19 protein-coding genes are annotated in these 19,028 nt (G+C 61.6%); 6 read left to right on the top strand and 13 right to left on the bottom strand.

What is annotated here, in order from left to right:
• Nucleotides 1-105 precede the first annotated feature (105 nt).
• From I7X09_RS29755 to I7X09_RS14845, 3 genes are all read left to right on the top strand, one after another.
• Nucleotides 106-825: an RDD family protein gene (locus I7X09_RS29755; RefSeq protein WP_378377144.1), complete on the top strand. Its 720-nt coding sequence runs from the start codon at nt 106-108 to the stop codon at nt 823-825.
• Nucleotides 826-1,166: 341 nt separating this feature from the next.
• Nucleotides 1,167-1,781 (top strand): hypothetical protein, encoded by a 615-nt coding sequence (locus tag I7X09_RS29665; protein WP_095969577.1) that lies wholly within the window; start codon nt 1,167-1,169, stop codon nt 1,779-1,781.
• 118 nt (nt 1,782-1,899) lie between these two features.
• A complete protein-coding gene (locus I7X09_RS14845) occupies nt 1,900-2,634 on the top strand; it encodes a queuosine precursor transporter (RefSeq protein ID WP_166813165.1) in 735 nt (244 codons plus the stop codon).
• On the opposite strand, the gene tgt is transcribed toward I7X09_RS14845, so the two are convergent.
• The 6 genes from tgt to I7X09_RS14815 form a co-directional block, all read right to left on the bottom strand.
• Nucleotides 2,625-3,914, bottom strand: coding sequence for a tRNA guanosine(34) transglycosylase Tgt (tgt, locus tag I7X09_RS14840; RefSeq protein WP_200317528.1), 1,290 nt, complete (start codon nt 3,912-3,914; stop codon nt 2,625-2,627). The genes I7X09_RS14845 and tgt overlap by 10 nt on opposite strands.
• 54 nt (nt 3,915-3,968) lie before the next feature.
• Nucleotides 3,969-4,637: a GOLPH3/VPS74 family protein gene (locus I7X09_RS14835; RefSeq protein WP_200317527.1), complete on the bottom strand. Its 669-nt coding sequence runs from the start codon at nt 4,635-4,637 to the stop codon at nt 3,969-3,971.
• Nucleotides 4,638-4,659: 22 nt separating this feature from the next.
• Entirely contained in the window at nt 4,660-6,591 is a 1,932-nt protein-coding gene (locus I7X09_RS14830; protein WP_166813143.1) for an ABC transporter ATP-binding protein, read from the bottom strand.
• Nucleotides 6,588-8,321, bottom strand: coding sequence for an ABC transporter ATP-binding protein (locus I7X09_RS14825; RefSeq protein WP_095969561.1), 1,734 nt, complete (start codon nt 8,319-8,321; stop codon nt 6,588-6,590). Before I7X09_RS14825 ends, I7X09_RS14830 begins: the two co-directional genes overlap by 4 nt.
• A 115-nt stretch (nt 8,322-8,436) precedes the next feature.
• The gene (locus I7X09_RS14820) at nt 8,437-10,791 is read right to left on the bottom strand and encodes an MMPL family transporter (RefSeq protein ID WP_200317525.1); all 2,355 of its coding nucleotides are present in this window, start codon (nt 10,789-10,791) and stop codon (nt 8,437-8,439) included.
• A gap of 55 nt (nt 10,792-10,846) precedes the next feature.
• Nucleotides 10,847-11,461, bottom strand: coding sequence for a TetR/AcrR family transcriptional regulator (locus I7X09_RS14815; protein ID WP_095969559.1), 615 nt, complete (start codon nt 11,459-11,461; stop codon nt 10,847-10,849).
• Between the two features lie 249 nt (nt 11,462-11,710).
• On the opposite strand from I7X09_RS14815, the gene I7X09_RS14810 reads away from it, so the two are divergent.
• Nucleotides 11,711-12,823, top strand: a complete 1,113-nt coding sequence (locus I7X09_RS14810; RefSeq protein WP_200317523.1) for a GGDEF domain-containing protein — start codon at nt 11,711-11,713, stop codon at nt 12,821-12,823.
• A gap of 33 nt (nt 12,824-12,856) precedes the next feature.
• Here I7X09_RS14810 and I7X09_RS14805 read toward each other — a convergent pair whose 3' ends face one another.
• Nucleotides 12,857-13,312, bottom strand: a complete 456-nt coding sequence (locus I7X09_RS14805; RefSeq protein ID WP_095969557.1) for an RrF2 family transcriptional regulator — start codon at nt 13,310-13,312, stop codon at nt 12,857-12,859.
• A 129-nt stretch (nt 13,313-13,441) separates the two neighbouring features.
• Between I7X09_RS14805 and I7X09_RS14800 the strand changes: the two genes are divergently transcribed.
• Nucleotides 13,442-14,383, top strand: a complete 942-nt coding sequence (locus I7X09_RS14800; protein ID WP_095969556.1) for a sterol desaturase family protein — start codon at nt 13,442-13,444, stop codon at nt 14,381-14,383.
• Here the strand turns inward: I7X09_RS14800 and I7X09_RS14795 are convergent.
• From I7X09_RS14795 to I7X09_RS14785, 3 genes are all read right to left on the bottom strand, one after another.
• A complete protein-coding gene (locus I7X09_RS14795) occupies nt 14,349-14,687 on the bottom strand; it encodes a DUF202 domain-containing protein (protein WP_095969555.1) in 339 nt (112 codons plus the stop codon). The genes I7X09_RS14800 and I7X09_RS14795 overlap by 35 nt on opposite strands.
• Nucleotides 14,688-15,038, bottom strand: coding sequence for a YidH family protein (locus tag I7X09_RS14790; protein WP_200317521.1), 351 nt, complete (start codon nt 15,036-15,038; stop codon nt 14,688-14,690).
• Between the two features lie 123 nt (nt 15,039-15,161).
• A complete protein-coding gene (locus I7X09_RS14785) occupies nt 15,162-15,845 on the bottom strand; it encodes a YceI family protein (protein WP_124566673.1) in 684 nt (227 codons plus the stop codon).
• Nucleotides 15,846-16,090: 245 nt separating this feature from the next.
• On the opposite strand from I7X09_RS14785, the gene I7X09_RS14780 reads away from it, so the two are divergent.
• Nucleotides 16,091-16,264, top strand: coding sequence for a hypothetical protein (locus I7X09_RS14780; RefSeq protein ID WP_172436512.1), 174 nt, complete (start codon nt 16,091-16,093; stop codon nt 16,262-16,264).
• A 27-nt stretch (nt 16,265-16,291) separates the two neighbouring features.
• Here I7X09_RS14780 and I7X09_RS14775 read toward each other — a convergent pair whose 3' ends face one another.
• The 3 genes from I7X09_RS14775 to I7X09_RS14765 form a co-directional block, all read right to left on the bottom strand.
• The gene (locus I7X09_RS14775; RefSeq protein WP_124566672.1) at nt 16,292-16,951 is read right to left on the bottom strand and encodes a TetR/AcrR family transcriptional regulator; all 660 of its coding nucleotides are present in this window, start codon (nt 16,949-16,951) and stop codon (nt 16,292-16,294) included.
• Nucleotides 16,952-17,077: 126 nt separating this feature from the next.
• Entirely contained in the window at nt 17,078-17,989 is a 912-nt protein-coding gene (locus tag I7X09_RS14770; protein WP_124566671.1) for an SDR family NAD(P)-dependent oxidoreductase, read from the bottom strand.
• An 82-nt stretch (nt 17,990-18,071) separates the two neighbouring features.
• Nucleotides 18,072-18,932: a MaoC family dehydratase gene (locus tag I7X09_RS14765; protein WP_200317519.1), complete on the bottom strand. Its 861-nt coding sequence runs from the start codon at nt 18,930-18,932 to the stop codon at nt 18,072-18,074.
• Between the last annotated feature and the right edge of the window lie 96 nt (nt 18,933-19,028).

Here is a 19,028-nt window from a genome sequence, read left to right as displayed (position 1 = left end):
CCTCCGAATCCAAGTGAGCAGATGTCATCCACATCGCTCTTTGATCCCAGTAGGGTCATATCCACTGTCACACTCGAGCGCGATATTTACGACTGAGGGGAACACATGACAACCGGCGGGTACGACCCCAACCAGAATCCAGAAGGCGGGAAGCAATTCCCACCCCAGGATCCATATGGCCAGCAGGGAACACCTCCTCCCGGAAGTTACCCACCTCCCGCCGGCCCCCCGCAGGGCGGAAGCTACCCACCTCCGCAGGGCGGAAACTTCCCGCCTCCTCAGGGTGGCAACTACCCGCCTCCCGGTGGATACCCGCCGCCGCCCCAGGGCGGAAACTTCCCGCCTCCTCCGCAGTTCAACGACCAAGGTGCGTACGGCGGAGGAAACCGGCTGCCTTCGGGCGCTCAGCCGGGCGATCTGTGGATTCGACTCGGTGCCCGCATCATCGACGGCATCATCGTCGGCATCATCGCCGCGATTCTGGCTCTGTTGGTCAGTGACTCCGACAGCTTGATTCTGGTCTCGGGGCTGTTCTCGGGAATTCTGACCTTCGCGTACTTCATCGCAATGGAAGTGACGCAGGGTCGGACTTTGGGAAAGATGATTCTGGGCCTTTCAGTACACGGTCCGGGCGGCGCACCTCGCCCCTCAGTCCAGCAGTCTGCGATTCGCAACGCTTTCACTTTGCTCTCGATCATTCCGATCATCGGCGGAATCCTCGCGCTGGTTGCGTACATCGTCATCGCAGTCACCATCAACAACAGCCCCACCAAGCAGGGCAAGCATGACGAGCTCGCTGGTGGAACTCAGGTAGTCAAGGGCTAGGTAGGAATATGACAACCGGTGGGCACGACCCCAACCAGAACCCAGAGGATGGGAAGCAATTCCCACCCCAGGATCCGTACGGCCAGCAGGGAGCACCCCCTCCCGGAAGCTATCCCCCTCCGGCCGGGCCTCCACAGGGCGGTAGCTACCCGCCTCCGCCTCAAGGTGGCAATTACCCGCCGCCCGGTGGATACCCACCGCCACCCCAGGGCGGAAACTATCCCCCTCCCGGCGGAAACTATCCGCCGCCCGGCGGGTACCCGCCTCCTCCCGGGGGTGGCAACTTCCCGCCTCCGCCTCCGAATGACTACGGCGCAGGTTTCGGCGGCCCCCAGCTTTCCGTGGGTGCAGCAATTACGTACGGCTGGAACAAATTCAAAGACAATGCGCTCGTCTGGATCGGGATCTCGCTCATCGCGTTTGTGATCGCCGGACTGATCCAGGGCGCGTTCAACGGCTTCGACTACACCAACACCGAGTTCAACGCGCTGTCGATCGTGGGCGGATTGGTCACTGCAGTCGTCGGCTACATCATCCAAGCCGCATTCCTTCGTGGAGCATTGAGCGAATTGGACGGAATCAAGCCGGCCTTCGGCACCTTCTTCCAATTCACCAACATCGGTGCGGTTGTCCTCGGCGGTTTCCTTGTAGCCGTAGCTACCTACGTCGGTTTGGCGCTCTGCATAATTCCCGGCATCATCGCGGCGTTCCTGCTCTACTACACGCTGACCTTCATCGTGGACAAGAACCAGGATGCGATTTCCGGCATCAAGTCGAGCTATGCGTTGACCTCGTCGAACGTCGGAACCTTGATCCTGCTGGCGCTCGCTCTGATCGGTATCAACATCGTCGGTGCACTGCTGTGTGGAATCGGACTACTGGTGACGGCGCCCGTCGCGCTGATCGCCAGTACCTACGCATATCGCGTACTGACCGGCGGTCCGGTAGCTGCCTGATCAGTTCGTTTACATACCTCGAAGGCCCTGCGGTTCCACGTGAAACCGCAGGGCCTTCGGTGTGTTCTGCGCAACTGGACGGTCGCCAACTCGCATCCGAGCGCCTTGTGGTGCTTGGATGACGGACGTGACAGCTCAGGATCAGCAAGACGAATCGACCCAAGAAACCAAATTTGCGCACGTCAGCCGGGGTTATTACCCGACAATCGTCGCGCTCTTCACCGCAACGCTGCTGATCTCGAATGTGGCGGCGACCAAGGGGGTCGCCTTCTTTGCGGATTCCGACTTCTCGCTCGGTCCCTTACAGATTCTGCCCATCATCACCGACGGTGGATTCTTCTTGTTCCCGCTCGCCTACGTCCTCGGTGACGTGCTCAGCGAGGTCTACGGCTTCAAGGCGACCCGACGCGCGATCTACCTGGGCTTCGGCGCACTGATTCTTGCCGCTGCGTGCTTCTGGATTGCAGTGCAACTCCCGTCAGCGGAGTTCTACGAGAACCAGGCTGCCCTCGAGACCGTGGTCGGCGTTATTCCTCGGCTACTGGTCGCAGGCTTGGCCGCCTACCTCGTCGGCCAGCTGTTGAACTCACTGGTCCTGGTGATGATGAAGAAGCGTATGCAGGAGAAGCACCTGTGGGCGCGCCTGATCGGCTCGACCGTCGTCGGCGAATTCGCCGACACCCTCATCTTCTGTTCCATCGCGGCCGGTGTCATCGGCATCAGCACCTGGGAAGACTTCATCAATTACGTGCTGGTCGGCTTCCTGTGGAAGACGCTTGTCGAGGTGCTGGTCATGCCGATCACCTACCGCGTCATCGCTTACGTGAAGAAGCGCGAACCGACCTACGCCTGAGGTGCAGGCGTCTTCGCCGCGTAGAACTTTCCGAGCATGTCCGACTTGAAGTCGTGGAAGTAGCCGCCTTCGATGCTGGCTCGGATGTCGTCGACCAGCTTCACGGTGAATCGCTCGTTGTGGATGGTGCAGAGTGTCGACGCGAGCATTTCCTTCGCCTTGAACAGATGGTGGATGTACGCGCGGGTGTAGTTGGCGCAGGTGTAGCAGTCGCACTCGTCGTCGATAGGTGTGAAGTCACGACGGAAACGGCTGGTGTTGATGTTGAACCGGCCGGAGCGGACGTAGATCGCTGCATTGCGAGCAACACGCGACGGATTGACGCAGTCGAAAGTGTCCGCACCGTTCTCGATTGCGACGAAGAAGTCGTCCGGTTCACTGATACCGAGCATGTGACGTGGCTTGTTCTCGGGTAGTTCCTCGTTGCACCAGCGCACGATCGTTCCGAGGTTCTGCTTCTCCAAGGCACCACCGATGCCGTAACCGTCGAAGCCGTATCCGTTCTCGCCTTCGATCGATTCGAGGCCACGGCAGGCCTGACGACGCAGATCCTCGTACTGCGCACCTTGGATGACACCGAAAAGCGCCTGGTAGGGCTTGTCGGCGCGTTCAGCGGTGAGCTTCTCGTGCTCGTTGATGCAGCGAATCGCCCACGCCTGCGTGCGCTCGACCGATCGCTCCTGATAGCCGCGGGTGTTGAGCAACGTGGTGAGCTCGTCGAACGCGAACATGATGTCGGCGCCGAGCTGATGCTGAATCTGCATCGACACCTCGGGGGTGAAGCGATGCTTGCTGCCGTCGAGGTGCGATTTGAACGTCACACCCTCGTCGTCGACCGTCGCGAGGCGCTCTTTGCCCTTCGCGATGACGTCGTCGGACTGCACGCCGACGGCCTCCATCGCGAGCACCTTCTTGAACCCGACGCCCAGCGACATGACCTGGAAGCCGCCACTGTCGGTGAAGGTGGGCCCGTCCCAGTTCATGAACTTGCCCAGCCCGCCGGCCTCGTCGACGATGTCGGGTCCCGGCTGCAGGTACAGGTGGTACGCGTTGGCGAGCAACGACTGCGCACCGAGTTCCTTCATGGACTCGGGCAACACAGCCTTGACCGTGGCCTTGGTTCCGACGGCCACGAACGACGGCGTCGCGATATCGCCGTGCGGTGTGTGGATGGTGCCGGTTCGTCCGAGTCGGTCCTCGAGCCTGGTCCCTATCGTGAAGATCGACTCGGGACGCTTGTCGACGACGGGCTCGGGCGGTGTCGGTACTGCAGAAGTCACGGGTTCAATCCTGTCACAGCTACAGAAAGGGCCACCTCGTGCAGTATCGCCCCGTTACGATCCCGAGGATGTCGACGCCGCAATTGTTGCGGTGAGCGCCGCTGTAGTGGCTGCCTGCGTCGCGGCGATCGACTGCCGCACTGCCTCGCTCGCCCAGTTTCCCTGCGACAGCACCTTCGCTCGCGCTTTCGCCGCCTTGAACTGATCCGCCGGAACGATCACCTTGAGCATGTTGGCGCCTGCCAGGATCGACACCAATGCACCTTCGGCGGGAGTGGGTTCGCGGACGCCCAGCAGAATGTCACGCAGCACGGAGCGCAGTTGATCCTCGTACCGCGGGTTTGTCGCCGGCCATCTGACACTCGGAAAGATACCGAGCACTTGATGCTCCACGGCCGTCACAATTCCGCGGGCCGCCATGCCTGCATAGAGCGCCTTCCTTGCGCCCTTCGCGAGTCGGTTCACCACCGCAGTCGGCCGGGCCGGTGGCTTCTCCACCAGCCTCGCCAATGCAGCGTTGAGAGTGGGATCCGCGAGTGGCCGATTGTCGATGACGGCTGCCCGCGCCCTCCATCCGGAGCCGTCGAGACGGACGCGGTCGGCAAGCACAAGCTCGACCAACAAGGCACCTCCGAGCGCAACATCGACGTAGGACGACGAACGCAGCAGTTTCCCGCTGACGTCGTCGGTGGCGAGCAACAGCAGATCCTCGGCAATCAGCATGCTCACCACCGTAGTAGCGCGATTAGATCTCCGCGCCCACGAATTGGCTGTTGTACAGACGGAAGTACGCGCCGCGGGATTCGAGCAGCGCCTCATGGCTCCCCTGCTCCACGATCCGGCCTTCCTCCATCACCACGATCAGGTTCGCATCACGAATTGTCGAAAGACGGTGCGCGATGACAAAACTGGTGCGGTCACTGCGCAGAACCGCAGTGGCGCTCTGAACCAGTAGTTCGGTACGTGTATCCACCGAACTGGTCGCCTCGTCGAGGATCAGGATGGACGGCTGCGAGATGAAGGCACGGGCGATGGTGATGAGCTGCTTCTCACCGGCACTGACGTTGCTGCCTTCCTCGTCGATGACCGTGTCGTAGCCCTCGGGCAAGGAGTGCACGAACTTGTCGACGTAGCTCATCTCTGCCGCGCGACGGATCTCCTCGTCGGTGGCACCGGGCTTGCCGTACGCAATGTTCTCGCGGATGGTTCCACCGAACAGCCATGCGTCCTGCAGAACCATGCCGATGCGTGAGCGCAGATCGTCTCGCGTCATGTCGGCTATATCGATGCCGTCCAGAGTGATTCGGCCGGAATTGAGTTCGTAGAACCGCAGGATGAGATTGACGAGGGTGGTCTTGCCTGCTCCGGTGGGTCCGACGATCGCAACCATCTGACCCGGCTCGGCGGTCAGGGACAGGTCCTCGATCAGCGGCTGTTCCGGTTTGTAACTGAAGGTGACGTTCTCGAACTTGACCCGGCCCTGGTCGACCGTGGGCGACTTCGCACCCCTCGGATCCTCCGACTGCTCGTCTTGATCGAGCAGCGCAAAGACCCGCTCGGCCGAAGCGACGCCGGACTGCAGCAGATTGGTCATCGACGCGATCTGCGTGAGCGGCTGGGTGAACTGCCGCGAGTACTGAATGAACGCCTGCACGTCGCCGAGCGTCATCGTTCCGGATGCGACGCGCATGCCGCCCACCACTGCGATGGCAACGTAGTTGAGGTTGCCGAGGAACATCACGGCCGGCATGACCAGACCGGAGATGAACTGTGCCTTGAAGCTCGACTCGTACAGATCCTCGTTCTGCTTGCGGAAGCGCTCCTCGACCTCCTGCTGGCGGCCGAACACCTTGACCAACTCGTGGCCGCTGAACGCTTCTTCGACCTGTGCGTTAATGCCGCCAGTGCTCTTCCACTGCGCCACGAAGTGCTTCTGTGAACGCTTCGCGATGAACGCCGTGACCATGATCGACAGCGGAACGGTTGCCACCGCGATCAGGGCGAGCAACGGCGAGATCCACAGCATCATCACCAGAATGCCGAGGACGGTCATCACCGACATGACCAGCTGGCTGAGCGTCTGCTGCAGGCTCTGCGCGACGTTGTCGATGTCATTGGTCACGCGCGAGAGAACGTCGCCGCGGGCGTGGGTATCGAAGTACCGCAAAGGAAGTCGATGAATCTTCTGCTCGACGTCCTCGCGCAGACGGCGAACGGTACGTTGCACCACGATGTTGAGCAGATACGCCTGCAGCCAACTGAACAGCGACGCACAGACGAACAACAGCAGCACGATCATCAAGACCTTGCCGACGGCGTCGAAATCGATTCCGGTTCCGGGCACAACGGCCATGCCGGACACCATGTCGGCGAGCTGACCCTGCCCCGAAGCGCGCAATCCTTCGACAGCCTGTTCCTTGGTCGTCCCCGGCTGGAGTTGTTTGCTGACGATGCCGTCGAAGATCAGGTTGGTGGCGTTTCCCAAGATCTTCGGAGCGATCGAGGAAAGTACGACGCTTGCCGTCACCAAAGCGAAGATCAGGACGACGATCGGCTTGTCCGGACTCAAGCGACCGAGGAGACGCTTGAGCGAAGGGCCGAAGTTCATGGCCTTCTTGGTGGGATCGCCGCCGCCGGGCGGGCCGATGGGAGGCGAGGAAGTCGGTCGATTGCTCATGATGCGTCCTGTACGGCTAGCTGAGAGGCGACGATTTCGCCGTAGGTGGGACAACTGACCACGAGTTCGTCGTGCGTGCCGATCCCCACGATGGCGCCGTCGTCGAGCACGATGATCTGATCGGCCTCGACGATGGTGGAGATACGCTGCGCGACAACGACGATGCAGGCGTCTTGCGTGACCGGCCGGAGCGCCGCACGCAGCCTCGCATCAGTAGTGAGGTCGAGTGCCGAGAAGGAATCGTCGAACAGATAGATCTGCGGCTTACGCACCAACGCTCGGGCGATGGCGAGTCTCTGACGCTGACCACCCGATACCGTCGTACCGCCTTGTGCCACCGGTGTGTCCAGGCCTTCGGGCATGGCACGGACGAAGTCGGCAGCTTGGGCGATTTCGAGACACTCCCACAGCCATTCGTCGGTAGCTTCGGGGTTTCCGTAGCGAAGATTGGTGGCGACGGTGCCGGAGAACAGGTAGGGCTTCTGCGGAACCAGCCCGATCACCGAGCAGAGCAACTCCGTGTCGATGTCGCGGACGTCGACTCCTCCCACCGATACCGATCCGGAGGTGGAATCGATCAATCGCGGAATCAGGTTGAGCAGAGTGGTCTTTCCCGATCCGGTGCCGCCGATGATCGCGGTCGTCTTTCCGGGCTCGGCACGAAAGGTGATGTCGCGCAACACGGGTTCCTCGGCTCCGGGGAACTGGAACTGAGCGCCACGAAGTTCGACGACGCCCGGGTCCTTCAGCTCTCGGATCGGATTCTCGGGCGGGATCACCGACGAATCCGTGTCGAGCACCTCGGAGATACGTTCGGCGCACACCGACGCACGCGGCAGCATCACCGCCATGAAGGTGGCCATCATGACGGCCATCAGGATCTGCATGATGTAGCTGAGCATGGCGGTGAGCGAGCCGATCTGCATCGAGCCCTCGTTGATCTGATGGCCACCGAACCAGATGACCGCGACGCTGGTGACGTTGCTGATCAGCATCACGAGCGGGAACATCAGTGCCATGAGGCGGCCGACGCCGAGTGCCGTCTCCGTCAGTTCGCGATTGGCGTCGCCGAAACGCTCGACCTCGTACGGTTCCCGCACGAATGCTCGGACAACCCGGATGCCCGTGATCTGTTCGCGAAGAACACGGTTGACGGCGTCGAGACGGCCTTGCATGACCCGGAAACCGGGCACCATCCGGGCGATCAGGAAACCCATCGAGATCACGAGGAGAGGGACGCTGACGCCGAGGATCCAGGACAGATTCAGGTCCTGCCGCAGAGCCATGATGATGCCGCCGACGCACATGATCGGCGCCATGACGAGGATGGTGCAACTCATCACGACCATCATCTGAACTTGCTGGACGTCGTTGGTGTTTCGGGTGATCAGCGAAGGCGCGCCGAAGTGGCCGACTTCCCTGGCCGAGAACGTCCCGACCTGATGCAGCACCGACGCTCGCAGGTCGCGTCCGACGCCCATGGCGACTCGCGCACCGAAGAAGACGGCACCCACCGAGCAGAGGATCTGCGTCAGCGTGACCATGAGCATCATCCCGCCGGTGGAGAGGATGTAGCCGGTGTCGCCTTTGGTCACACCATTGTCGATGATGTCGGCATTGAGACTCGGAAGGTAAAGGGCCGCCATAGTCGAAATAAACTGCAGGACGACAACGCCCGTGAGTTCACCCCGGTACGGCGTCAGATAAGTGCGCAGCAGCCTGATCAGCATAGTGAGCGAAGGTTACCAATCCTGGCCGACATGTGCCGCTGTATATTTCGGTGACCGAAAAACTGCTGTGCGCCTTTATTAACCGCGGGGGGTTAATAAAGGCGCACAGCAGAGATCAAGCAGATGCGGACTGCAGTTCCGCTTCCTTCTCGTCACGGAGGGCCTTGCTGAGCTTCTCACCCTCGATGTCGACGTTCGGCAGAATCTTGTCCAGCCACTTCGGCAACCACCACGCCTTGTCGCCGAGCAGCGCCATGACGGACGGGATGATGACCATGCGCACGATGAAGGCGTCGAAGAACACCGCCGCCGCGAGCGCGAATCCGATCGACTTGATGAACGAGTTCGGTTCTGCGATGAAGGCACCGAACACGGAGATCATGATGACCGCGGCCGCACTGACCACCCGGGCACCGTGGTTGAAGCCGATGGTCACGGCCTCCTTCGCCGTCGCGCCGTGGACGTACTCCTCACGCATACGCGTCACGAGGAACACCTGGTAGTCCATCGCCAGTCCGAACACCACACCGATCAGGAAGATCGGCATGAAACTCACGAGCGGTTGCGGGTTCGAGATGATGCCCAGCCAACCGTGCTGGAAGATCGCCACCGTGGCACCGAATGTCGCGAGCACGCTGAGCAGGAAGCCGAGCGTCGCCGTCAGCGGGACCAGGATCGAGCGGAACACCAAGAGCAACAAGATGAATGCGAGGCCCACCACTACCGCGAGGTAGGGCACCAATGCATCCTTCAGCGTGTCCGAGACGTCACCTTCGAGTGCAGTCTGGCCGGTGATGCCGTAGGTGACGCCGATCGAATCGTTGAGTCCACCTTCGGCTCCACGAAGGCTGGACACCAGATCCATGGTCGCCGGATCGGTCGGACCACTCTTCGGAGTGATCAGCACCTGCGCGGTGTCGCCGGCCGCGTTGACCCCGACGACCTGTGCGTTCTGGACGTCACTGAAACTCGAGATGGTCGAGACGACCTCCGCGAAGGCCTCCCCTGCCGGGACGCTGGCACCCTTGGCGTCGACGACCGCAATGAGCGGCCCGTTTCGACCGTCACCGAAGCCCTCGTCGATCAGGTCGTATGCCTGACGCGCACTCGTCGCCGGGTCACCGGTGGCCTCCGACGGCAATGCCAGGCTCAATCCCGTTGCGGGCAGGGCCAATGCGCCCAGAAGGACTACACCACCGATCAGCGGTACGAGCGGACGACGGACGACAGCGCTGATGAAGCGCAGAGCCAACTTCGGCTTGCCCGAATCCTCGTCCTCGGACTCCTCTGCACGCTTGCTGAGGAAGGGAATCTTGCCGGCAAAAGCCTTGCGCCCGAACATACCCAGAATCGCGGGCAGCAAGGTCAGGGCGATCAGAACCGCGATCAGAACCGTGAAGGCTGCGGCCGCACCCATATCCGAAAGGAACGGGATGCCGACGACGCGCAACGCGACCAGCGCGATGATGACCGTCAATCCAGCGAATACCACTGCGGAACCGGCAGTTCCGACAGCGCGGCCCGCCGCTTCGGCACGATTGTCGGTGAGCGTGAGCTCATGCCTGAATCTGGACATGATGAACAGCGAGTAGTCGATCGCCACTGCCAGACCGATCATGATCGCCAGCGTCGGAGTCATGGAACTCAGATCCATGAATCCGGTGGCGACCGTGATTCCGAGGCTGCCGATCGCGATACCGATGATCGCTGTGAGAAGCGGGAGCCCTGCGGCCACAAGCGAACCGAACGTGATGGCCAGAACGACAGCGGCGACGGCGATACCGATCAGTTCGGTGACACCACCGGGCATTTCTGCTTCCTGGGCGGCCGAACCACTGACCTGGACGTTGAGCCCTTCGGACCGTCCGACATCGGCTGCGGAGTTGATCGAATCACGCAACGCCTGATCGAGATCGGCGAAGTCACCGCTGAACGGAACCTCGACATACCCGACTGTGCCGTCGGCACTGAGCGGCGACAACGCCCGCGCGTCGTCAACAGCCTGCGCCTCGGAAGTTCCCGCTGCAGCGGCCTTCTCCTTGAACATCGCAACCATGGAGTCGTTGCCGGCAACCGGATTGACCAACGCCTTCGCGGCCTGCTCCGGAGTGGCAGTTGCCGGGTCCACCTTGGCGGAGTCGGCGACCTTGTCGATGCCGCGAATACTCGCGAGCATGTCGTCCATGGCCTTGACGTTCGCCGGATCCGCCAGCGTCGTACCTGCCGGTGCCTGTACGACGTATCGGGCGCTCAGCGAATCCATCGGATTTGGAGCATCGGGAAAACGCTCAGCCATCAGGTCCTGCGCCTGCTGCGCCGGCGTACCCGGAATGGAGAACGAATCCTTGGTGGGGCCGGACAGGGTGGCTGCCCCGACGCCCATCAGGACCAGGATTATCAGCCAAACGCTGAGGACCGCGCCTTTTCGCCGATAGGCGAACTTGCCGATCCGATAGAGATAGGTGGCCACGACGGGCTCCTTGCTGTTTCGGTGCGTGTACGTGGACAGGTATTACGAGTGGGTCTCAGGGGCGAGGTGGCGGCGCAGGCAATCCCGCACGGATTTGCCGAAAAGCGTCGTGGACCAACTCTTCCGGACTGGAAGCCTCCGACTTTCCACCAGACCAGATGTCGATCACCGACTTACAAGCCCCGGCCACCACCCCCAGGAGGAGGGTCGGATACAGGTCCCGTTCGGCGTCCGTGCCGGTGCGTTCGGCCAATGCCCGAGTGACTGCACGGTTGATCCGCTGATGCATGTCGGCCGCATCCCGATAGAGAGCAGGACTCGAATCCGACAACATCCAGATGTTTACTTTTTCCTTCACGCTCGAGCCGGAATCGCTCACGATTTCGACCACGAGATCCTCGAGCACGTCGAGGATGGGCTCATCCGCGGGCCGGGCTGCAAGCGCCTCGATCCACAGAGCCACTGTTTCCTCGAAACTCGCCAGAACCGCCTCCTCCTTGCTGGAGAAGTAGTTGTGGAATGTCCTCGTCGACACCCCCGCCTCGGAGGCGATCGCATCAGCGGTGACGCATTCGATCCCGAGAGCGCGAGCCAGTCGTGCCGCCGCGTCACTGAGTGCGGTACGGGTTGCTGCCTTCTTGCGGTCGCGAAGGCTTGGCTCGGTTATCACTCCACCACCGTACCGAACTTGCAGACCTCTGCAACTTTGCAGAGCTCTGCAAAATTGTGCGTTCGAACACACCGCTCGAATTCTCGAGGCCTGGCTCACACCTTTGCTCGCCCTACGACCCAACGAACACGTCAGTAGTTGTTGCCGGTGACGCCCCGCATGAAACTCCAACCCGAGTTGACGCGTAAAGCAACAGAGGCTGACATACTTTGCTCTTCATTAACCAAACGAGTTCGGCGAAGGAATCTGATGGATCCGCTCCTGCACACCTGGCCGGTTTCGTCCTCGGTCATGCTGTGGGGATCGAAGACCGGAAGAGGCACGGTCCTACGTCTCGTTCATCTCACCATCGGATTCTGCTCACTCAATTTCTCGCTCGTGGCCTACCTGTTTCTCTTCAGCACCGAGGGCCCCGACGGACCGTTTGCACGAGCGTGGGTCATCGGCATCGCGACGATCAACTTGATTCCCACCTTTCTCTGGTTCGTGGGCCGAATCAGAGGGGCACGCACACTCGAGTTCTACGGACTGTGGGCAGATCTCGGAACCGCCTCGATACTCATCACGTTCACCAGCCATAACGCCGCACTGTTCGGCGCGGTGCTCTTCGTCGCCACCGGCGCCTACTTCACCTATTTCCTCGACTATCGCTGGCTGGCCTTCCACCTCGCCTTTGCCACGACGTTTGTCATCGCCCTGACCGTGCTCGGCCTGACGAACGGCGAGTACTCGGCGACCAGCGTGCTTGCGCGTACCGACGTCGTACTGTGCGCCGTGATCTTCATTCCGGCGACAATTCAGTTCACCTGGCGCCAGTTACTCTCGCGTGCAACGGGATCCAAAGTGGACGCGCTCACCGGCCTGCTGAACCGACGGGGTCTGTGGGACATGTCGGAACACATCTGGTCGGTCGCGTCGGCAAATCGTGCCGACATCGCTGTTGCCGTCGTGGACATCGACAAGTTCAAGGCGGTGAACGACACGTTCGGCCACGAAGTCGGAGACGCCGTCATCAGCCGGACCGGAATGCGCCTGCAGGAGCATGTGAACGGTTTCGGTTACGCCGCACGCACGGGCGGCGAGGAGTTCACCGTCGTGATGATCGGCACCCCGTACGGATTGCGCAAGCGAATCGCAACCCTGCCCAAAGCAGTGGTGAACGCCTCCGACCGCCCACTGGCCACGGTCAGCGTCGGAGCAGCGACGCTACCGTTCGTCCCACATCAAGAGGAGTTCGACTACAACGAGTTCTCCCGGGCAATAATCGCGGCCGATCATCTGATGTACGACGCGAAATCTGCGGGCGGCAACGCCGCGAACACTGCGCCGACAACTGTTTCACGCCCCCGACGGACAGTGTGAACGCCACGACGAACAGCGTGAAACCGCGCCGTTTCAGCGACGATTCCACGCCCCGGGGTCTGCAGTCAGTTCGTGAACGAACTCGGGTAACTCGCCACCCGCGACGTCGGTGAGCGTGACGTTTTCGAGCACGGCGCGAAGGTTGACGCGCACTGCGATCCACACCTCTTTGAGTGGCGTTGCCGGCCCCCCGTAGTCGACGTCCTCGGGGCGCTGACCCCGTATCGACGCAAGCGGTCCTTCGACGGCGCGGATGACGTCAGCAATCGTGATCTCGTCTGCGGATCGGGCGAGCCAGTATCCACCGTCCGGGCCTCGACGACTGTTGACCAGGCCGCCGCGCCGTAAGTCCGAGAGCACCGCTTCCAAGAACTTGTGAGGTATGACCTGGGATTTGGCGAGAAACTCGGCTTTGGCCGGGTCTGGACCGACTGCCGCAAGCTCGACCAGAGTCCGCACGGCGTAGTCCACCTTCGCGGTGATATGCACCGGCAATTCCTACCATTGTTCTATGAAAAGTCGCAACAAACCCGCCAGATTCTTGTCCCAAAAGGGTTCCTTGACGTTACATATTGGTGCATAATGTAACGAACGAAGCAAAAGAACAGGACAAATCGCATGTGGGAAACGCTTCTCGAGTCATGGCGGTCACTTCTCGAACCACTCCATGACCCGGTCACTCTCGCAATCCCTGCGTTTGTCATCTTCCTCGGCATCGAGTGGTTCGCCGCCCGAGCACTCGAAGATCATCCGAACGACGCCGACGGACGTGCGCGGCCGGCGCAGGGCGGATACCGTAGCGCCGACGCCCGGACCAGCGTCCTCCTCGGCTTGGTGTCCATCGCCACGAGCACATTTTGGAAAGTACTGGCGCTGATCGGCTATTCGGCAATCTGGGTGTATCTCGCACCGTGGCATCTGTCGCCGACAGCCTGGTACACCTGGGTGATCCTGCTTCTCGGAATCGACGTCCTCTACTACGCGTATCACCGCATCGCACACCGGGTTCGAGTCATCTGGGCGACACATCAAGCTCATCATTCGAGTGAGTACTTCAATTTCAGTACCGCGCTACGGCAGAAGTGGAACAACAGCGGCGAGATCATCATGTGGCTGCCGTTGCCGTTCCTCGGCATCCCGCCGTGGATGGTGTTCGTCGGCTTCTCCGTCAGCCTCGTCTACCAATTCTTCGTCCATACCGAGCGAGTCGGAAAACTCTGGCGTCCTGTCGAATTCGTCTTCAACACGCCTTCGCATCACCGAGTCCATCACGGTTCCGACGCCGAGTACCTCGACCGCAACTACGCCGGGATCCTCATCGTCTGGGACCGGATGTTCGGCACGTTCGCGGCCGAAACCCACAGGCCCACCTACGGACTCACGACGCCGGTCGGAACGTACAACATCTGGAAGCTCCAAACGCGGGAGTACGCTGCCATCGCTCGCGACTGGAAGGCGTCGACCTCGTGGCGGCAGCGAGCCGGCTACGTGTTCGGCCCGCCCGGCTGGGCACCCAAAGCCGAGGTCACTTCAACAGAATCCACAGCCCCGTCGCACTGAGCAACAGAAGGCCCAGCGCGAGAGCTGCGCCCATACCCAGAGCAGGCGTTGCCTTTTCGACTGAAAACTGGGCCAACCGCCTGGGTCGCGCCCGACGTTCGTAGACCGTCACTACAACAACGAGCACCGCCGCGACGGACGGGCCGATCAAGGCCACCGACCCGAACGGCGGCAGCCATCTCAAGCAGGCCGCCGACAAGCCGAGTATCGACAGACTCGTCCGCACCCACGAGAGGGATGTGCGCTCGGACTGCAGGCCCCGGTCCGGCGGCGTGAGTCCTTCCGAAGGTTCCAGCGCGGTCAATCAGTTCACGACCTCGACCACCAGGACGGTCGCGCAGATCACCAGCACGATGCCGACCACCGGCGCCATCAGCGGCACCGGCAACGAGCGCTCGGCACGCAGCGCGCGCTCGGCACTGATCCAGTGGATGAAAGAAGTGATGGCGATCAGAGCGCCGCCGACGAGCAGCAATGCGGCCAAGCCGACGCGAACCGTCGGGTTGAGGATGTCGCCGCCGAAGGCCTCGAGTCCGACGCCTGACGCGACAAAGGCCGTCGCGGTGCGAATCCAGGCCAGATATGTCCGTTCGTTGGCGAGAGTGAAACGTGGGTCGGGGTCTTCACCAGCCCGGAAGGGCCTCCACCTGGGCATCACTCGTTCATTCCGTCCGGGCACGATTCACGCGCTGCCTTCGGGACGGACAACAAGAAGGGAAGGTCATGTCCTTAATCTTCCCTGCCCGTCCCGAAGCCGTGCGAATCGGGTGGACGTAATTCAGCTCGAGGCGAGCGAGACCAGGAAGTCCACCGACCCGCTGCCGTCGACGGTGACAAAGCCGAGAGACGGGGGTTCGACGCCGAAATCGGTCCAGGTGACCGGGATCGAGCCCGAGGCGATCAACGAATCGCCCGAATGCAGCACGGTCATGTCGACCGATACCGGCTTGGACTGCCCTTTGAGAGTCAAGGTTCCTGACACCGTGACCGTTGCCGTTGTTCCATCGGTCGGCACGGCCGACAGATCCACCGGGGAGTCGATCGTGAACGTCGCCGTCGGGTAGGTACTGGTGTCCATCACGTTGCCCGTGAACTGGCCGTCGCGCCGGTCCGAGTCGGTCTTGATACTCGCCACCTGCACAGTCACTTCACCGGCCGTGAGCTTCTCACCCTCGACGACCGCGCTTCCGCTCACCTCGCCGGTGGTTCCGACGACGGTCACACTCGATCCGTTGAGAATCTCGTGGACGGTGTACCCGGCTGCGGTCTGGTTGTCCCCTTGCCCGGGGACGACGGTCCACTGCCCGTCGATCGATCCGGACGCCGCCTCGGCCCCCTGTGTGGACACCACGGCCGCCGGCGCATCGTCTTCGGCGATGAATTTCCCGTACGCCCACGGCCCCACAAGCAGGGCTAGTACGACCACAACTACTGCTCCGCCTATCCACCAGATCTTTTTCATGCTTTCGACGATAGTTGCAGCTTCAACGATTGTCAGGACTTAACACCTGGGAGAACGCTGTGAAAGCACTCCGCGGTAACCGAGCGCGACATGCTATCCACAGCAATTGGTAATCATTTGGTAAAGTAGATTTTGCATTCCGGCCCCCAGCCTGGAATGCCTCGGCCGTGCGCATCGAATCATGCATCGATCCCGATGCGCACGGTCTGCCCCGACAGAAATCGCACCGGACAAGGGGGACCGCGATGCCGGATCTGACGCTCCTGACGGACGAGGAATTGCTCGAGCGGCGAATCGCCCTCGGCCGATCACTGACAACGGCCGCAGACTTGGTACCTACCCCGACGCCGTCCTTCTTCGAGAAGTTGCAGCAGGACATCGACGCTGCGGCTGCGGAGTGGATAACGCGACGCTCGTGAAGACCGTCGGGTTCGAGCACGATCGCCTCAGTCTTCTTCTTCCGCATTGACTTTCGAGCCGACAGAATTCGCGCCGAGCAAGAGCTTCGCCGCCAGTCGAAGGCGCCGTTTCACCTCGTCGACCGACGTGTCCCCGTTCAGCCACCCGACAACGCTGGCACTCCACAAGGTCTCCAACATGCCGAGTGTGCGGGACTGCATCGGAGTGCATCGGTGATCCGCCCCCCACGCTTGAGTGACGGCAATATAGCCGAAGGGGGTGGCCCAACGCGTCATCTCGTTGTTCCTTACATCGAGCTCATCCCGGTCGGGGGTGTACTCGCGTAGCGTTTGGTGCGCGCACATCGCAGCGTGTGCGAACCCAGGATCTCGGACCATCCCCTGGAACGCCCGGACGAAGACTTCTCCTGCGCGCCCCTCCGCCGTCCGCTGTCTCGACGGACGGCGGAGAAAGTCCTCAGCCAGGGAGTCCAGTTCCGACCGAACGGCTACCGTGATGAGATCGTCCTTGGACGCGTAGTACTTGTAAAGGGTCGACAGGGCAGTCTGGGCAACTCGAGCGACCTCCCGCATCTGCACAGCTTCGTAACCGCCCGCGGACGCCAACTCGCGGGTGGCTTTCACGACTCGCTCGACACGGAACGCCTTTGCCTCAGCGGTGCGGCCGTTCACCTTCACTGCGGACATCCAGTCTGTCCCCCATCATGTTCCGAGACTGACGCCGACGCGTCATCTGCCTCCACGATAACGCCCCTGCACCAGCACCAACTCAGGCACTCGGATCAGTCCCACCCTTCATCAGGTATTTACGAATCAGGACGGAAGCTGAGCCATGAAGATGGACGGGTGAAGACCGTCAGCCAACGGACGGAATTCCTTCTCGACCTTGGCGGTCAGGTCGTCGAGATTCCACGGTCCATCCGAGGCGACCGTGGAAACTACTTCCGGGTTATTCCACAGTTTCACCTCGTAGCCCATCGCGCCGATCGTGCGGCCCGACAACCAATCGGAACTCGTACCGGCAAGGTAGGTGACGATGGGCGCGATGTTGTCCGGCGAGACGGATTCGTCGATGCCGTCTCCCATCCGCTTCTCGTCAGGCACAGTTTGAGTCAGACGGGTGACGGCACCCGGAGCGATCGCATTTGCCGTCACGCCGTATCGCCCGAGCGCATTGGCCGTGGATGCAGTCAAGCCGACGATTCCCATCTTGGCAGCGGCGTAGTTCGGCTGCCCGGGCGAACCCTGCAACGCGGAATCGGAGGTGAAGTTGATGATGCGGTAGTGGCCTTCGGGGTTTTTCTGCGCACGCCAGTACGCCGCGGCCGGCTTGATGGTGCTGAAGTGGCCACGCAGATGCACTCGAATGACTGCGTCCCAGTCTTCTTCCGGAAGATTGAAAATCATCTTGTCTCGGAGAATGCCTGCCACGTTGACGAGAACATCCAGCTTGCCGTAGTGCTCCAGCGCAAGATCGACAAGGCGTTGACCGGTCGCGACGTCTGCGATGTCGCCGCCGTCGGCAACGGCCTGACCGCCATTGGCCACGATCTCGGCCGCGACGTCACGCGCCGGGCCCTGATCCCCGCCCTGACCGTCCGGCGACGAACCGAGATCGTTGATGACCAGCTTTGCACCTTCGGCAGCGAACATTCTGCTGATCGACGCACCGATGCCTCGGCCGCCTCCGGTCACGATCGCTACGCGACCTTCGAGTGAACCCATGAATCTTTCCTTTGTTCATGCCACGAATACCATCGTGGCGAGTATGTAACGGGTTGAGTGTCAGTGGATTTCGGCGGTGCCGTCAGTGAATTTCGGCGGTGCCGTGGTCGATGACCACATCGCCGATGTCGTCGACCGTGCGGAATCGAACAGCTCCACCGGCAACCCAGATCGAGGTAGTGATTGTCTGTCCGGGCAACAGTGGCTTGGTGAACCGTCCCGACATCCCGGTGAAGCGCGTCGGATCCGAATCGGCCACAGCGTGCAGGAGAGCCCGACCGACGTAACCGTAGGTGCACATACCGTGCAGGATGGGAGTGGAAAACCCGCCGCGTGCGCTGAATGTCGGGTCCGAGTGGAGCGGATTCCGGTCACCGCTCAGTCGGTACAGCAGCGCCTGGTCCGCTCGAGTTGCGTACGTGACAACGTGATCCGGCTTGTAGGCCGGCAGTTCCCATGAAGTTGAAGGCCCGCGCTCGCCGCCGAAACCTCCATAACCGCGGAAGAACGACCCGGACTCGATGGTTCCCACGATCTGACCGACAGCGTCGCGGGCGACGGTTTCCGTCGTGAGCAAGGCCCCTGAACCCTTGTCGTACACGCCGGTGATTCTGCGGGTGGTTTCAACGCGGCCGTCTGTCGGGAGCGGGCCGGACAAACTGAACGCTTGATATGCATGCAGCAACTTGCTGTAGTCCACATCGTCGGGCAGCGCGAAGCCGTCGTCTTCGCCGTCGCCGTCGCCGTAGAACGCCACGTTCGCAAACGTCGGAAGAACCTTCTGCTGGATGTCCTCACTGTTCTCGGTGGTGAACTCCAGCTCGTCGAGCGGGTCAGGCTGACCCGCGCCGACACCCAGGGCGTACAGCAACGCGTCTTTCGACGTCCAACTCTTCCAGACAGGCTTGCCGGTGAGTCCGACGAGTGAGCTGTCGATCGGCATGTAGAACCTCGATTTCATCCGAATAGGCGTGCGCAGGAGTGGAGCGGGGTTACCGGACGGTAAGTGTCGCGTATCGCGAAACGGTATCCGAAAACG

The organism is Rhodococcus sp. P-2 (genome assembly GCF_016598535.1).
GTDB classification, from domain to species: Bacteria; Actinomycetota; Actinomycetes; order Mycobacteriales; family Mycobacteriaceae; genus Rhodococcus_F; species Rhodococcus_F baikonurensis.
This window is presented reverse-complemented; position numbering and strand designations above follow the sequence as displayed.

Excerpts from the sequence above, each read along its gene's own strand:
- I7X09_RS29755 (WP_378377144.1), top strand. The coding sequence starts at position 106 with ATGACAACCGGCGGGTACGACCCCAACCAGAATCCAGAAGGCGGGAAG.
- I7X09_RS14845 (WP_166813165.1), top strand. The coding sequence starts at position 1,900 with ATGACGGACGTGACAGCTCAGGATCAGCAAGACGAATCGACCCAAGAA.
- I7X09_RS14835 (WP_200317527.1), bottom strand. The coding sequence starts at position 4,637 with ATGCTGATTGCCGAGGATCTGCTGTTGCTCGCCACCGACGACGTCAGC.
- I7X09_RS14830 (WP_166813143.1), bottom strand. The coding sequence starts at position 6,591 with ATGAGCAATCGACCGACTTCCTCGCCTCCCATCGGCCCGCCCGGCGGC.
- I7X09_RS14825 (WP_095969561.1), bottom strand. The coding sequence starts at position 8,321 with ATGCTGATCAGGCTGCTGCGCACTTATCTGACGCCGTACCGGGGTGAA.
- I7X09_RS14810 (WP_200317523.1), top strand. The coding sequence starts at position 11,711 with ATGGATCCGCTCCTGCACACCTGGCCGGTTTCGTCCTCGGTCATGCTG.
- I7X09_RS14800 (WP_095969556.1), top strand. The coding sequence starts at position 13,442 with ATGTGGGAAACGCTTCTCGAGTCATGGCGGTCACTTCTCGAACCACTC.
- I7X09_RS14790 (WP_200317521.1), bottom strand. The coding sequence starts at position 15,038 with ATGCCCAGGTGGAGGCCCTTCCGGGCTGGTGAAGACCCCGACCCACGT.
- I7X09_RS14785 (WP_124566673.1), bottom strand. The coding sequence starts at position 15,845 with ATGAAAAAGATCTGGTGGATAGGCGGAGCAGTAGTTGTGGTCGTACTA.
- I7X09_RS14780 (WP_172436512.1), top strand. The coding sequence starts at position 16,091 with ATGCCGGATCTGACGCTCCTGACGGACGAGGAATTGCTCGAGCGGCGA.
- I7X09_RS14775 (WP_124566672.1), bottom strand. The coding sequence starts at position 16,951 with ATGTCCGCAGTGAAGGTGAACGGCCGCACCGCTGAGGCAAAGGCGTTC.
- I7X09_RS14770 (WP_124566671.1), bottom strand. The coding sequence starts at position 17,989 with ATGGGTTCACTCGAAGGTCGCGTAGCGATCGTGACCGGAGGCGGCCGA.
- I7X09_RS14765 (WP_200317519.1), bottom strand. The coding sequence starts at position 18,932 with ATGCCGATCGACAGCTCACTCGTCGGACTCACCGGCAAGCCTGTCTGG.